The organism is Pseudomonas sp. MDV22-iso1, from assembly GCF_058145095.1.
The window spans coordinates 60,500-74,536 of the sequence record NZ_JBYVMF010000017.1 but is presented as its reverse complement, the minus strand read 5'-3'; the positions used below and the strand labels follow the sequence as shown (position 1 = coordinate 74,536).

The 14,037-nt window shown below is 50.1% G+C and carries 12 protein-coding genes and 1 pseudogene; 8 read left to right on the top strand and 5 right to left on the bottom strand.

What is annotated here, in order from left to right; all coding sequences use genetic code 11:
* Positions 1 to 121: 121 nt before the first annotated feature.
* Entirely contained in the window at positions 122 to 901 is a 780-nt protein-coding gene (yaaA, locus tag AC3ZVB_RS19410; RefSeq protein ID WP_490147454.1) for a peroxide stress protein YaaA, read from the bottom strand.
* Positions 902 to 1,156: 255 nt separating this feature from the next.
* Here yaaA and AC3ZVB_RS19405 point away from each other — a divergent pair, with 255 nt between their 5' ends.
* The gene (locus tag AC3ZVB_RS19405; RefSeq protein WP_490147453.1) at positions 1,157 to 2,281 is read left to right on the top strand and encodes a polysaccharide deacetylase family protein; all 1,125 of its coding nucleotides are present in this window, start codon (positions 1,157 to 1,159) and stop codon (positions 2,279 to 2,281) included.
* A 338-nt stretch (positions 2,282 to 2,619) separates the two neighbouring features.
* Positions 2,620 to 4,014: a PhoH family protein gene (locus tag AC3ZVB_RS19400; protein ID WP_162437326.1), complete on the top strand. Its 1,395-nt coding sequence runs from the start codon at positions 2,620 to 2,622 to the stop codon at positions 4,012 to 4,014.
* Positions 4,015 to 4,194: 180 nt separating this feature from the next.
* Here the strand turns inward: AC3ZVB_RS19400 and AC3ZVB_RS19395 are convergent, their stop codons facing one another.
* From AC3ZVB_RS19395 to AC3ZVB_RS19380, 4 genes are read right to left on the bottom strand one after another with little or no spacing between them, the layout of a single operon-like run.
* Complete coding sequence (locus AC3ZVB_RS19395) at positions 4,195 to 5,418, bottom strand: MFS transporter (RefSeq protein ID WP_490147452.1); 1,224 nt, start codon at positions 5,416 to 5,418, stop codon at positions 4,195 to 4,197.
* Positions 5,415 to 6,977 carry a carbamoyltransferase C-terminal domain-containing protein gene (locus tag AC3ZVB_RS19390; RefSeq protein WP_490147451.1) on the bottom strand — a complete coding sequence of 521 codons (1,563 nt, stop codon included), beginning with the start codon at positions 6,975 to 6,977 and terminating at the stop codon, positions 5,415 to 5,417. Before AC3ZVB_RS19390 ends, AC3ZVB_RS19395 begins: the two co-directional genes overlap by 4 nt.
* Before the next feature lie 2 nt (positions 6,978 to 6,979).
* The gene (locus AC3ZVB_RS19385) at positions 6,980 to 8,806 is read right to left on the bottom strand and encodes a class I SAM-dependent methyltransferase (protein WP_490147450.1); all 1,827 of its coding nucleotides are present in this window, start codon (positions 8,804 to 8,806) and stop codon (positions 6,980 to 6,982) included.
* A 24-nt stretch (positions 8,807 to 8,830) separates the two neighbouring features.
* Entirely contained in the window at positions 8,831 to 9,943 is a 1,113-nt protein-coding gene (locus AC3ZVB_RS19380) for a SagB/ThcOx family dehydrogenase (RefSeq protein WP_490147449.1), read from the bottom strand.
* 473 nt (positions 9,944 to 10,416) lie between these two features.
* Between AC3ZVB_RS19380 and AC3ZVB_RS19375 the strand changes: the two are divergent.
* From AC3ZVB_RS19375 to AC3ZVB_RS19350, 6 genes and pseudogenes are all read left to right on the top strand, one after another.
* Positions 10,417 to 10,665 (top strand): annotated as a pseudogene (locus AC3ZVB_RS19375) (PhoH family protein); the annotation flags it as partial.
* Positions 10,666 to 10,898: 233 nt separating this feature from the next.
* Entirely contained in the window at positions 10,899 to 11,372 is a 474-nt protein-coding gene (gene moaC / locus AC3ZVB_RS19370) for a cyclic pyranopterin monophosphate synthase MoaC (protein ID WP_490147448.1), read from the top strand.
* Positions 11,369 to 11,611 (top strand): molybdopterin converting factor subunit 1, encoded by a 243-nt coding sequence (gene moaD / locus AC3ZVB_RS19365; RefSeq protein ID WP_162437328.1) that lies wholly within the window; start codon positions 11,369 to 11,371, stop codon positions 11,609 to 11,611. Before moaC ends, moaD begins: the two co-directional genes overlap by 4 nt.
* Before the next feature lie 2 nt (positions 11,612 to 11,613).
* Complete coding sequence (gene moaE, locus AC3ZVB_RS19360; protein WP_162437329.1) at positions 11,614 to 12,066, top strand: molybdopterin synthase catalytic subunit MoaE; 453 nt, start codon at positions 11,614 to 11,616, stop codon at positions 12,064 to 12,066.
* A gap of 311 nt (positions 12,067 to 12,377) precedes the next feature.
* The gene (locus AC3ZVB_RS19355; protein WP_162437330.1) at positions 12,378 to 13,154 is read left to right on the top strand and encodes an ABC transporter substrate-binding protein; all 777 of its coding nucleotides are present in this window, start codon (positions 12,378 to 12,380) and stop codon (positions 13,152 to 13,154) included.
* Between the two features lie 286 nt (positions 13,155 to 13,440).
* The gene (locus AC3ZVB_RS19350; protein WP_194691340.1) at positions 13,441 to 13,950 is read left to right on the top strand and encodes a disulfide bond formation protein B; all 510 of its coding nucleotides are present in this window, start codon (positions 13,441 to 13,443) and stop codon (positions 13,948 to 13,950) included.
* Positions 13,951 to 14,037 lie beyond the last annotated feature (87 nt).

Sequence of the window (14,037 nt, the reverse complement as noted above, 5' to 3'; positions counted from 1 at the left end):
GTGAAACAAAAGTTAGAAGATTGCGCGGTGGATTTTTGGCGCCAATAAGTCGGCGAATTTGACGGGGAATTGTCAGACGATCAATCGATGGCGCACGAAGCTCGTGCGCCGATCCGGGGCGTCACTCGGGCGCGTGATCGCGAAGAAATACCAGGTGGTCCGGTTTCGACTGTTCGGCGCTGTAGCGATAGCCTTGAACGTCGAATTGCTTGAGGGCTGCCGGGTCGTTGATGCGTTCATCAATGACGAAACGGCTCATCATTCCGCGGGCTTTTTTCGCGTAGAAACTGATGATCTTGTACTGGCCGTTTTTCAAGTCCTTGAAGTCGGTATTAATGATGCGAGCGTTCAGGGCGCTGCGTTTGACAGCCGAGAAGTATTCGTTGGACGCCAGGTTCAGCAGCACGTCATCCCCCTGATCTGCCAGGGCTTCGTTCAGCCATTCGCTGATTCGCGTGCCCCAGAAGGCATACAGATCCTTGCCGCGTGCGTTCGCCAGTTTGGTGCCCATTTCCAGTCGATACGGCTGCATCAGGTCCAGCGGGCGCAGCAGTCCATAGAGCCCGGAGAGCATGCGCAGGTGTTGCTGGGCGTAATCGAAATCGTCTTCGCTGAAGGTTTGCGCGTTCAGCCCGGTGTACACATCTCCCTTGAACGCCAGCAATGCCTGCTTGGCATTTTCCGATGTGAACGCGGGCGTCCAGCTGCCGAAGCGCGCGGCGTTGAGCCCGCCGATCTTGTCGGAGACGTGCATCAACTCACTGATCTGCGCGGGCGTCAGGTCGCGCAATTGCTGGATCAGCTCCTGGGAATGGTCAAGGTATTGCGGTTGGGTGAAGCGCTGGGTCGCCGGCGGTGTTTCGTAATCGAGGGTCTTGGCGGGGGAAATCACCATCAGCATGAAGTCGTCTCCTTTAATCGTGGGGGCGATTCTAGGGGGTTGTCTCTGTTGACTCCAGCTATGAGGGTGATAGGTGATCGGTGGTGTCATGGAAAAGATCGCGGCCTTCGCTTCGCTTGACGGCTCCTACAGGGGGCCTGATCGTTCCCACGGGATTGAGGTGTATCTGTGGGAGCTGTCGAGCGCAGCGAGGCTGCGATCTTTTGATCTTCCCGATATATAGTGCCGCGCGGGTTTTGTTATGGAGACATCCCATTGCGTATCGTTTTTTTCTGCTTCACCTGGCTTCTGAGTTTCGGTGCCCTGGCGGCGCCCGGCGACGTGGCGACGCTGGATCGCAGCACCTGGCCTGAACAGCTCGGCAGCCCGACCCTGTTCGATGTCGCGTCGCGTGCCGAGATCCTCATGTTCGCGCGTGTCTTGCTGGCCAGTGAGTCAATGGATGAGGCGGGCCTGGCGCAGCGCCTGGGGCTGCGGACCGTTAATGTGGATGCCATCAACAGCCTGCGCCAGCGACTGTGGCAGCGTTTGTTGACCAACTACAACTTTGCCCAGCAGAGCTGCGACCAGGATGCGTCCTTCTGCTTCCTCGTCGAAGACATGGCGACGCTGCGTGAGCAAGCCGCCAAATTCCAGGTCAGCGACGACAGCTATTACATCAAGTGGGCCGAGCCGAGCCGCTTGTTCCATGCGCAGTACCTGGACGAGCAACTGCGCAAGGCTGCGCTGTTTCCCCAGACCAGCAGCGAAGTCGATCGTTTTGGCGACTACGAGCGAAATGGCGATGACATGCATGACCGACTGTTTCTGCTGACTTTCGACAGCGCCGCCAACGCCGCGCCGGACAACACCGACTGGGTCGCGGACTACCTTCGCAAGTCGAACATGAACGGCACGTTCTTCGCCCTCGGCAAAGACATCCAGGCGCGCCTCGCCGGCCGCCCGGAGACCAGCTTGCAGGCAACCTATTCACAGCAGTGCATCGGCGTGCAGGGCTGGGAATTTCGCTCCCACAGCCATTGGCAGGACTGGCAGGACTCGGTGCGACGCAGCGCCGATCTGGTCAAAAACAAATTGCCGGAGAATTACGTGCCGCTGTTTCGCCCGCCCGATGGTCAGCGACGCTCGGACGCGGCAGGATTCTTCGAGGCCCAGGGCTTGCGGGTGGCGCTCTGGGACATCGATGCCCAGGACGGAGCAGGCAAGCTGAAGGCCAGTCAAAGCGCCCAGCGGGTGCTGACCTTGATGCTGCTGTGGCGGCACGGGGTGATTAATTTCAATGTGAAGCAGGACGGCGTGAAAACGGCGCTGCCCTGGCTGATCACGCAAACGGCGCCCAGCGGGATCGGTTGGGAAGACTGTCAGGACGGTTTTCGTTGAACAGGACAAAAGCCCGTAAACATTGGGCGAGGGGTGAATTTCTGGTGAGATTCGATGCAGGCGGACTTCCGACTTTAACGGCACATTGCCTGCACGCCAAGGGCTATTCGTCACTCTGAAAAATAAACTTCAAAAAAGCGTCAAAGTGCTTTTTTCTGTCATGGGTTTTGGAGTATTACGAAGACAGACCGCCGAAACCTGCAACACAGGTGGCGTCTCCCAAGACCCAGTTTGTGTGCGCAGTTCACTTGATCCCTCGCAGGTGAATTCGGTAGTCACTTCGAGGCGCAGCACCGCCGAGGTATTGCGTCGAATGGCTCCCACAAAGGTGACCGAGTATGGATGATCACGGACGTAGTTCTTCCTCCAACCAGCCAATCCTTTATGTACTCGATACCAACGTATTGATTCACGATCCAAACGCCCTGCTTAACTTCGAAGAACACCACGTCGCCATCCCGATGACCGTGCTTGAGGAGCTGGACAAGCTCAAGAGCGGGCATCACAGCGTGGCTGCTGAATGCCGTCAGGCCATTCGCCTGATCGACAAGACGCTGGGCGATGCCAGTCCTGAAGACGTCGAGCTTGGCGTACCGATCCAGCGCGGTAAAAGTGGGCCCAAGGGTTTGCTGTCAATTCTGATGAGCAAGCGTGCTGAGCCGAACATCATTCTTCCCGAACACCTGAACGACAACATCATCATCAACCAGTTGATCGACTTGCACGCGCGCGAGCCGAAATTGCCCGTGGTGCTGGTGACCAAAGACATCAACATGCGCCTCAAGGCCCGTGCCTGCGGGATTGCGGCCGAGGACTACAGCACCGACCAGTTGGTCGACGACGTGTCGTTGCTGCCCAATGGCTATCACAACATGGACGGCTCCTTCTGGGACCGTGTGAGAAATGTCGATACCCGTCAGGATCATGGCCGCACCTGGCACCAGGTGCAGTTGATCGACAACCTGCCGGCGGTGCACATCAATGAATTCATCATCGACGAACAGGGCTTTGTCGGCTGGATCAAAGAGATCGATGAAGACAAGCTGCTGATTCTCGACCTGCATCAGGAACCCCTGTTGCACCAGGAAGCCTGGGGCCTGAAACCGCGAGACATTTATCAAAGCCTGGCGCTGTATGCCTTGCTCGATCCGGATATCCACCTGGTCAACCTCTCTGGCGCGGCCGGTTCCGGTAAAACCATTCTGGCGCTGGCGGCTGCGATCGAGCAGACCATGGTCAGCAAGCGCTATCGCCGCATCATCGCGACGCGCAGCGTGCAGGGCCTGGACCAGGAGATCGGTTTCCTGCCTGGCACCGAAGCGGAAAAAATGGAGCCATGGCTGGGCGCTATCACCGACAACCTTGAAGCCCTGCACATGGATGACGAAAACACCCATGGCAGCGTCGACTACATCCTCAGCAAAGTGCCGTTGCAGTTCAAATCCCTCAACTACATCAGGGGCCGCAGCTTCCAGCAAAGCCTGATTTTGATCGATGAATGCCAGAACCTCACGCCGCACCAGATGAAAACCATCATCACCCGTGCCGGCGCCGGTTCCAAAGTGGTGTGCCTGGGCAACCTGGCGCAGATCGACACTCCTTACCTGTCCGCGACCAGCTCCGGGCTGACGTACCTGACTGAACGCTTCAAGGATTTCCCGAACGGGGTGCACATCACCTTGCAAGGGGTCCCACGCTCGATTCTGGCTGAATACGCCGAAACGCATCTGTAAGCTTCATTACCCAACCGGGCGGCCTAAAAGCCGCCCGGTTTTTTATCTACCGTATTTATCCATGCGCTTAACGTCCTTCAGGCATTCCTTGTCTATATTTTTCCGAGATGAAAAATACACATCTCCATATTTCCTTAACCAAGACAGTAGGGTTTAGAGCGAGTTATTTTGGGAACTTTTCTATTCGTTGGAGATGCGAATTGACTCTGAAGAAAAAATATCGCGATACTTTATATGTAATAGCGCACCGAAAAATATTGCGCTAGCCCCAGAGACAACAAGTACGCCTCCGATTGAAACGAATGTTGATAGCCACGCACCAAAAACTGGCCCGCTAATCATAAATATCAACATTAAACTGCGGGTGGTTGCTGATACGGTTCCTAAACTAGATAAAGGGCAGTATTTCTGTAGGGTTACGCCAAACCCTAAAGATGTCAGACCATATGCGTAACCTGCAATGGAAAACAGTAGTATGAGTATTGCTAGTGTTGCCAAATTACCTGGTTCAGTTAATAAGCCTGCCGTGGCTACCATTATACCGAATGCAAATAGGGAGAGCGTCGAACAGAAGAAGATTCTTTGGGGGTAAACCAATTTGAAGCTCAGGCCCGCAATAATTCCACCTAGTGCGGTAGAGCTAACGATGATTCCAAATGCGTATGCATCAAGCCCTATGTTTTTTATATGTAGACTAAGTAGCGAGTCATAGCATCCCAGTACGGCAGTTTGGACCAAAGCACAGATAAAGAATAGTTGTGTGGATGGGCCGGTGCTTAATAATACTTTCAGGGCTTTTAAACTCCCAAAGGACCGTTTCTCAGATTCGTGTATCTTCTTCTGCCGGTTACTCATGGAAAGCAAAATCACACAGAATATCCCTAACAGTGAAAAAAGCGCAGAAATCAAAAAGCCGTACGCCTTGTCTGACATGCTTGCAACAACACCTGCTGTTAAAGGTGAACAGACCTTGATAAATTGATCCATTACCGTGATCAGTGAAATATTACTGACTAGGTCTTTATTTGTAAGCAACTTTCTCGTCAAGATGATTTCTGCCGCACCAGAGCCAAGATTCGACATTCCCTTAAGGCAGACTAATGTTAAAAAAATAGATTCAGAGTTTGCTCCAAATAGAAGGCAGGCAATGATAAATCTAAAGGTGAAGCTTATTAATAAAAATTTTACTGGGCTAGTATGGTCTGCTAATGCACCGATTAATGGTCCCAAGAAAAGTGTTGGTAATCCATACAGTGCTGCTGCATATCCCAAAGTTTGTGGCGAAGCGTCATATGCAAATGTAAGTACAGTAAAAATCAAAATGAAGTCTACCCAAAGTGTTACAGAGCTACTAAATCGTACTCCACATAAATAGCCGTACCCGTTCACCTTGGGAAAACTCACTGCTCTATCCCCTTGGTGTGGTACATTACGTTATCTACAATAAACGTGGATATATTATTGGTTGAGCAAAATAACTCAAGATCTGAAAGTTTGTTTATAAATCCTTTGCCTTTGAAATTTAACGAGGTGTTACAAAGAACGCTGACCCCTGACTGCTTTTTGAACTCCAGCAATAGCTCATACATTTTAATGTTGTCTTGAAGGCTGACAGTTTGAACTCTTGCTGTTCCATCAATGTGAGTAATTGCTTTGAGTCGTTTGTCAATTACATGATGAAACGACAGCATGAATTTACTTTGAATACAGTTTTCAAAGTAAAGCTTAGCATCCTCCTCTATGCAAATAGGAGCTACTGGACGATAGTGCTCTCTTTTTTTTATGGAGTTTAGTTTTTCAGTGGTGTTCACAGAAAATGGTGCCGCTATTATTGATCGATTACCTAGAGCCCTCGGTCCTATTTCACAATTTCCCTGGACCCAACAAATGATCTCTCCAGCAAGAAGCGCTTTGCACACGCGTTCAAGCACCAATGGACTTGACGAAAATGAGGACTTCTTTGCGTAATTGAAAATAAAAGGTTGTCCTGAATAAACGGACCATTCAAGTTTTGATTTGCCAGTTAATAACTTTTGCGCAATGGCAGACGCCCCGATGCCGACACCGGTATCATTTGTGCATGGCGGAACAAAAACTCCTTCGAATAATTCGGAGGTTTCCCATTTCTTGTTCCATTCACAGTTCAAGCCACAGCCGCCAGCTATTAAAAGTGGAAGCTTCTCGGTAATGTTTGCGCTGATGAAGTCATAGAACTCGTTAAAGAGTTTATCTGATAGCTTTCTAGCTAAGTCGCAGAATTTAATTGTGCATACACCTATGTTGTAATAGCCGCTATCCTTTAGGTCGAGTTTGTTGAGTGTGTCAATTGCTGAGTCGCAGTTTATTATGTAGTCAATAACCTTTGACTCGAATGCGTCTGGCTCGCCGTTTTTTCCAAATGCAGCCAGCGCCATCATTTTTCCCGCGTCACCAAGTCTGCAATAACCTTTTTTTAGATTAAAAGTTGGATCGGCCAAACCATAGGCAAATGCATATCGAAGACCTGGTCCTTGCATAATATTGCCTATAGTTTGAATCGTCATGTCTGGGTTGATTTTGTAAAAGTTTCCTATAAAACCTTCCCAAAGTAATACATAGCAAGATGTTGTGTCCGCATAGGGGGATAACGCATAAGAGGCGAGTATGTGGGATATTTCATGGCTACAGTTAACCCACGTTATATTTTTCTCCCCGAAACTGCAGGTAGTTTGTTCGAAATTAAGGCCAAGATAACCGCCTTCAGTTGGGTGATTTCTGGGGTCTATACCTTCAGCCCATCCGCTTACAGCGATTGCGTCCAGATCTTCTATGTTTTGAACTGCGTGAATTATTGCAGAGCTCAGGGAAAGAGGGGCGTACCTATTGCCGCCATTCTTTTCCGATTCATAGCTGAACAATAATTTTCCATTTTCAATGAGACATACGTGGCCGTCGTGACCAGTATTAATACCTAGTATTTTCATCGCTATTTCCTTATGGGTTTTAACCAAAATAGGTACATTTCGCTAAAAAAGTTTGGGTTAAGGTTTTCAAACAACTCCCACGCGTAAAAAAGAGAATCCATGTTCGAGTTCTCGTTGAACTTTCTAAGCGCAGGAGATTTTCTTTGCCCTCCATTTTCAAAACCTGCGAACTCACAATTTAAAGTTCTTACAAGTGAGTGGATGTCTCGGGTTGTGAACGATTTTTCTAGTGGGTTAAAAAGTAAATCCATACACCCACTTCTACTGAAGAAGTCTTGTGAATTAACTATTTCATTTGTTCTTTTGTAATTGTAGTTTTGAATCGCCAGGTTTCGTATTCTTTCTAAATTGCATGGCGCATAGAGGATTTCGTTTTCAGACGCAAGGTTAGTCAAGTCTGCTATAGGAGTTCGAGCGTGTGCGCTATACAGTCCTATTTTTGCAATGCCACCATCTTCGAGGGTGGACAGAATCGCTTGGCATCCTTTCAAAGGATCTTGTAAGTGATGCAAAACTCCAATGCACTCAATAAGACTAAACCTCATATTTAAAGAGGGGGTATTGTTTAGATCGCCATGGATGAATTCCAGATTTAGAATTTTGTATTCGTCTCTCTTGCTCGTCGCATATTGCAAGCTTGCTTGACTGACATCCAGTCCTATAATTTTCGCGTGAGGGTAAGTTAAGGCAAGTTGAATTGCGTGTCGTCCTGTTCCGCATCCTGCAACTAATATGTTATTGTTTGGAGTTGCTTGCTTTAAGTTGAGTGTCTTGAAAAGTTGATCAAGTGTCGATTCGGAATGTTTTGGTTTGGATGTCCATGTTGGATACGGATTTGATTCATAAAAATCTTGGATAAGCGTTTTGTTTTTCAAGAGAGCGGACGGGGTGATTTCTTTTTTTTGTGTTGTGGGGGGGCGGTCGTCTAATTGATGTGGGCTTTTTAATGAGTTTATGATTTTCTCTTCTGAGTAAGACTCCAATATTAATAGAGCATCAGTTTCTATTGCTGATGACTCTTTTAGAAGTTTTGATTTTAGTTTTTCAACGTTCGACAGTTCTTTTTTTTCAGCAAGGTAAATGAAGTCATTTAACGTGCATTGCTTTTTTAACGCGGTAAGGAACGCTTGGTGTGTTTTTTTGTAGTTGTTGCTGAGTATGGATGCTATAAATTCCTGTCTTATTGCTATAATGGCTTTCTCTATGGTGTGGTTCGAAATAAGGCAGTTGCTCAGAAGGCTTAGTGCAATCTGATCTGATTCGATAATGTCCAGCACAAGTGCGGGGTAGTCTTCCTGTGTATGCGTAGTCTTTGCAGGTTTTAGTGCTAGCTGTGAAAAATACACTCTGGCTAGTGCTTCATTATCTATTCCTTCGGTATTAAAAAGTACCGCTAGGCTGGCGAATGTTGCGGCATCAAATGAGGTAAGGTGGATCGACTGAAGTAGGTCAAGATAGTTAAAAGCAATAGTGCTTTTTGTGAAGCCTTCTATTTTTGTGGCTGATTGGTATGTCGAGATTGCTGCATTGATTTTTCCGTTTTTTTCCTGAACTAATGCTAGATTTTGATGAAATTTAAGTTTGTCCGCTGCTAAAGGTGCCGGTAGGTCGCAAGCCAGCTTGTAAAGGTACTCTGCTTTCTTATTGTCGCCCAGTTCCTCGGATAAAGCCGCCAAATTATTCAGTGCTTTTACGTTGTTTGAATTATTTTTTATACTTAGTTCGTATAGCCGTGCCGCTTCTTGAAGGTCGTTGTTCTTGAAGCTGGAATCCGCCATTCTTCTGTTTTTCTCGGAGTGTTCTTCTTTTTTCAATGCGTCATCGTGCATGTGAGCACCTAATGATAATTTTGTTTATGTTGTGGCCTTCAACAGTTTTACGACTCCAGGACTAAGAGGGTCTTTCAAACCATGTCCCCCTGCTAAAACAAACAATGAATGCTCTTTGAATCCATCGATCTTTATAAGGTTATTCAGTAAGTCATCTATAAAGTATCCGGTTAACCAAGTGTTAAGATTGTGAGCGGTGGCTACGAGGTTGAATGTCTGAGATAAATGTCCAACATCCATTAAAGCCGATCGGTAGGCGCGTGAGTGCGGGTATTTCCACCAAAGTTTATCAAAGCGCGAACTCATTACTATCAGAAAACCCGCATCCACTGCGAAGCTTTGATGACATAAAATTTGTGATAGGTCGGCGTTTATTCCACTATCCAATTTTGTTAACACATGTTGGTGGGACCTATAGTGATAGATGCCGCGCTCTAGGTTGCTAATATTCAAAGCAACCAAGTAGGCCTCTGTTGCTTGTAAACATCCTGCACTTGGTGAAGATCTGCGATAACCAACGGTCAAAACGCCGCGTTCTGCGAGATTTTTTTTATGCGAGTCACCGTGGACTTTTCCGAATGTAGTGAAAAGTATGTTGGATACAATTTCCAGCGGAACAGGCTCTCCATTGAAATTTCGACTTGTAATCCTCTCCCATAACGCTTTTTTCAAGCTATAAGAATCGATTACATTGCTGTTCCAAGGGGGGAGTTTGACTAGTTCTCCTTCGCGCTCAGTATCAAGATTTGGGGCGCTTTCGGCGATGCTTTCGCAAAAACTCACATAGCCTGTCTCTTTATTTTCTTCTGTGTTTGCTAAGTCGTTCGGGAAGTTATGCTTGCTTCCAAGATGAAATATTTTTGAAATAAGATCCCAACCCCAGGGACCATTTGTTTTTTGTATTTTTTTATGTTGCTCGGCTTTTTCTCCAATTAGTAATATTCCTGCTTCAATCAGTATTTCATCCTCGGGTTTTGATGTGTACGGCATACCAATTGATTCGTTTAGCTCGAAAATTCTGTCAAGGTAACGTCGATCGAATATTTCGTACTGTTCACCTGTTTCCAGGTTCCATAGTCCGAAGACTCCTTCGTCTAAGGTGATTGTTAGGTTTTCATTGACTTTAAACTCACCCATCTTCACATTCTCCGCGAAAATTGTGCCGAGAGAGTGTGGTGGCTCCCTCGGCATTGGCCGAAATTAATTGACCAGTTTTGATTCCAGTTTCGCAGGCGTAATTAGGATGTTGTAAGCGTTGTTGGAAAGAGCAGTCAGTCGAGTTTGCAGATTTGCTTTGCGCATAATAAGAACCTCTTAATTTGTTTGAGTTGAAGTCATTTGACTTCATTTGCGAAGCTATTCACCTTGTAATTGGTAGTCAATAACTCGGCTTGTAGGAGGGTTCGTGTTTGGTGGGTTTGTACGTCCTACGGCAAACTCCTACATAATGCTAATTTTTTAAGGTAATCAGATTATTGCGGACATACACTTCAACCACACTTTCTCCGATGTATTCAGAGAAGGCCTTAATTAGTAGTATTTTGTTACGTAATGGCCTCATAGGGAGTTCAACCAATACCAGAAAAATATTGGCCAAAAAGAGGAGAAGAATCCTCATCTATGAATGCCAGAACCTCACGCCGCACCAGATGAAAACCATCATCACCCGTGCCGGCGCCGGTTCCAAAGTGGTGTGCCTGGGCAACCTGGCGCAGATCGACACTCCTTACCTGTCCGCGACCAGCTCCGGGCTGACGTACCTGACTGAACGCTTCAAGGATTTCCCGAACGGGGTGCACATCACCTTGCAAGGGGTCCCTCGCTCGATTCTGGCTGAATACGCCGAAACGCATCTGTAACCGCGTCACCAGAACCGGGCGGCGCCAAAAGCTGCCCGGTTTTTTTATGCCCAATACAAATCCCTTGTAGGAGCGAGCTTGCTCGCGATGGAGTGTCAGTCGACACCAATGCGTCTGACACTCCATCGCGAGCAAGCTCGCTCCTACACAGGGACTGCGGTGATCGGATAATCTTGCGTGCGAAAAATTGACCCGCAGGTTTACAATCGAGACTCCTGATCAGGAGTAACCCTGTGCTGACTCATCTCGATTCCCAAGGTCGCGCCAACATGGTCGACGTCACCGAAAAAGCCGTGACTTTCCGTGAAGCGACGGCCCAAGCGCTGGTGCGCATGCTGCCCGACACCCTGCAGATGATCGTCAGCGGCGGTCACCCCAAAGGTGATGTGTTCGCTGTGGCGCGTATTGCGGGTATCCAGGCCGCGAAGAAAACCAGTGATCTCATTCCTCTGTGCCATCCGCTGATGCTCACTGGCGTGAAAGTCGAACTCAGTGCCGAGGGCGACGACGCCGTGCGCATCGTGGCGCGTTGCAAGCTGTCCGGGCAGACCGGTGTCGAGATGGAAGCGCTGACGGCAGCCAGTGTCGCGGCGCTGACGATCTATGACATGTGCAAGGCCGTTGACCGTGGCATGACCATTGAAAGTGTGCGGCTGCTGGAAAAAGTCGGCGGCAAGAGCGGGCATTTCCAGGCGGATCAGTCATGAACGTCACTGTGAAGTTTTTCGCTCGTTATAGAGAAGCACTGGGCGTCGACGCGGTGAAGGTGGAAGGCGATTTCGCTACCGTCGACGACGTGCGTGCGCTGCTGGCTAAAAGAGATGGCGCTGAGGTGTTGAGCGAGCAGAACCTGATGTGCGCTCGCAACGAAGACCTCTGCCAGCTCGACGAACCCGTCAGCGATGGCGATGAAGTGGCGTTTTTCCCGACCGTGACCGGGGGCTGAGCATGGCGATTCGCGTGCAGTCCACGGCGTTCGATCCGGGCGCTGAAGTCAATGCCATGCACGCCGCCAACGTTGGCGTAGGCGCGGTGGTGAGTTTTGTCGGCTATGTTCGCGACTTCAATGACGGGCTGGATGTGGCCGGGATGTTTCTCGAGCACTACCCGGGCATGACCGAAAAAGCCCTGGGCAAGATTGCCCTGGAAGCCGGGCAGCGCTGGCCACTGCTCAAGCTTGAAGTGTTGCACCGCATCGGCGCCCTCGAGCCAGGTGAACCGATTGTTTTTGTGGGCGCTGCGAGTGCCCATCGCCAGGCGGCGTTCGACGCCTGCGCGTTCGTCATGGACTACCTGAAAACCCGCGCACCGTTCTGGAAGAAAGAAAACACCAGTGACGGGCCGCGATGGGTGGAAGGGCGGGACAGTGATCATGCTGCGGCGGGGCGCTGGAAACTGTGATTCCCGCGGCGCATTCAAGTTAGTCATCGCGAGCAGGCTCACTCCTACAGTTGATCTTCGTCGTACGCAAAATTTGTGTTCATGAAGTTCAACTGTAGGAGTGAGCCTGCTCGCGATAACGCCATCTGCAACACCAAAAATCTCCCTGACTCACCTCCCGACCATCGGCCGGTACTTCCTCATACCCCCCGATTGACGATCAGTACACAAAAGTCCAGTATGGAATTCCAAGTACAAAAAAGACTTTTCCTCCCCGTTTGATTTTTCATTCTGTCTTGCCAAACCAACAACAACTTTGCGAGAGAACGAATATGAAGAAATTTCCCCTCATCACCGGTCTGGCCCTGAGTCTGTTGGCGTGCAGCTCTGTGTTCGCCGCCGAGAAAACCTTGCGCATCGGTATCGAGGCGGCCTATCCGCCGTTCGCCTCCAAAACCGATAAAGGTGAGATCGTCGGTTTCGACTACGACATCGGCAATGCCCTGTGCGCGCAGATGAAGGTCAAGTGTGTGTGGGTCGAAGGCGAGTTTGACGGTCTGATTCCTTCTCTTAAAGTGAAGAAAATCGACATGGCGCTGTCGTCCATGACGATCAACGAAGACCGCAAGAAGTCCGTGGACTTCACCCACAAGTACTATTTCACCTCATCGCGCCTGGTCATGAAGGACGGTGCGGTGGTGGATGACCAGTACGCCAGCCTCAAGGGCAAAAATGTTGGCGTGCAACGGGCGACCACTACGGATCGTTTCGCCACCGAGGTGTTCGAGCCCAAGGGCGTTAACGTCAAGCGCTACAGCAACAACGAAGAGATCTACATGGACCTGGCGGCCGGCCGTCTCGACGCCATCTTCGCCGACACCATCCCGCTGAACGACTTCCTCTCGATGCCTCGGGGCAAGGGTTATGCCTTTGTCGGCCCGGAACTCAAGGACCCGAAATACGTGGGCGAGGGCGCCGGGATTGCGGTGCGCAAGGGCAACACCGAGCTGGTCAGCGAGTTGAACACCGCCATCGACGGCATTCGCGCCAACGGCGAATACCTGAAGATTTCCGAGAAGTACTTCAAGTCGGATATCTACGGCGACTGATCAAAAGCATCGCCAGCAGGCTGGCTCCCACAATTGGCCGCATTCCAAGGTTGGAGCCAGCTCAGGCGGTGGTCTGATGCTTCACAGTTGAACGCATTCCAAGGTAGGAGCCAGCCTGCTGGCGATGAGGCCCTTGGATCATCCAAATCCCTGGAAGTAGCCCGACGTTAATCCCTTCTTAACCGCCCTGTCGTTTATTCCCCGAATCTATCCACGCCCCCCGGGCTCTCAAGCTCGGGGCCAGCGTGTAGACTTCCGGTCAATCGATATTCAGAAGGGAAACGCAATGAGCGAGGAAACGATGCGGTTGGGCCGTGAGCGACGCTACCTGGTGTTGCTGGGCATCATCTGCCTGGGGCTGATCGGCGGCGCGCTGTACATGCAAATTGTCTTGGGCGAGGCGCCATGTCCGCTGTGCATCCTGCAGCGTTATGCGTTGTTGCTGGTTGCGATCTTCGCCTTCATCGGTGCGGCGATGAGCACCCGCCGCAGCATCACGATCCTTGAAACCCTGGTGGTGATCTGTGCGTTGGCCGGTGTAGGTGTGGCCGGCCATCACGTCTACACGCAGTTCTACCCGACCGTCAGCTGCGGCATCGACGTCTTGCAGCCGATTGTCGATGGTTTGCCACTGGCGAAAATCTTCCCGCTGGGCTTTCAGGTCGATGGCTTCTGCTCCACGCCGTATCCGCCGATCCTCGGTCTGTCGCTGGCTCAATGGGCGCTGGTCGCCTTCGTGCTGATCGTCATCCTGGTGCCGGTTCTGACGATGCGTAATCGCAAAGCGCTGCGCTGAGTTCTTCAGCGACCTCAAAGTGCCCTGCAAAAATGCCCCGGTCCTCGTTGAGAGGGCCGGGGCATTTTTTGTGCGCCAAAGCACGTT

Excerpts from the sequence above, each read along its gene's own strand:
- AC3ZVB_RS19385 (WP_490147450.1), bottom strand. The coding sequence starts at position 8,806 with ATGCACGATGACGCATTGAAAAAAGAAGAACACTCCGAGAAAAACAGA.
- AC3ZVB_RS19380 (WP_490147449.1), bottom strand. The coding sequence starts at position 9,943 with ATGGGTGAGTTTAAAGTCAATGAAAACCTAACAATCACCTTAGACGAA.
- AC3ZVB_RS19400 (WP_162437326.1), top strand. The coding sequence starts at position 2,620 with ATGGATGATCACGGACGTAGTTCTTCCTCCAACCAGCCAATCCTTTAT.
- moaD (WP_162437328.1), top strand. The coding sequence starts at position 11,369 with ATGAACGTCACTGTGAAGTTTTTCGCTCGTTATAGAGAAGCACTGGGC.
- moaE (WP_162437329.1), top strand. The coding sequence starts at position 11,614 with ATGGCGATTCGCGTGCAGTCCACGGCGTTCGATCCGGGCGCTGAAGTC.
- AC3ZVB_RS19355 (WP_162437330.1), top strand. The coding sequence starts at position 12,378 with ATGAAGAAATTTCCCCTCATCACCGGTCTGGCCCTGAGTCTGTTGGCG.
- AC3ZVB_RS19390 (WP_490147451.1), bottom strand. The coding sequence starts at position 6,977 with ATGAAAATACTAGGTATTAATACTGGTCACGACGGCCACGTATGTCTC.
- AC3ZVB_RS19350 (WP_194691340.1), top strand. The coding sequence starts at position 13,441 with ATGAGCGAGGAAACGATGCGGTTGGGCCGTGAGCGACGCTACCTGGTG.
- yaaA (WP_490147454.1), bottom strand. The coding sequence starts at position 901 with ATGCTGATGGTGATTTCCCCCGCCAAGACCCTCGATTACGAAACACCG.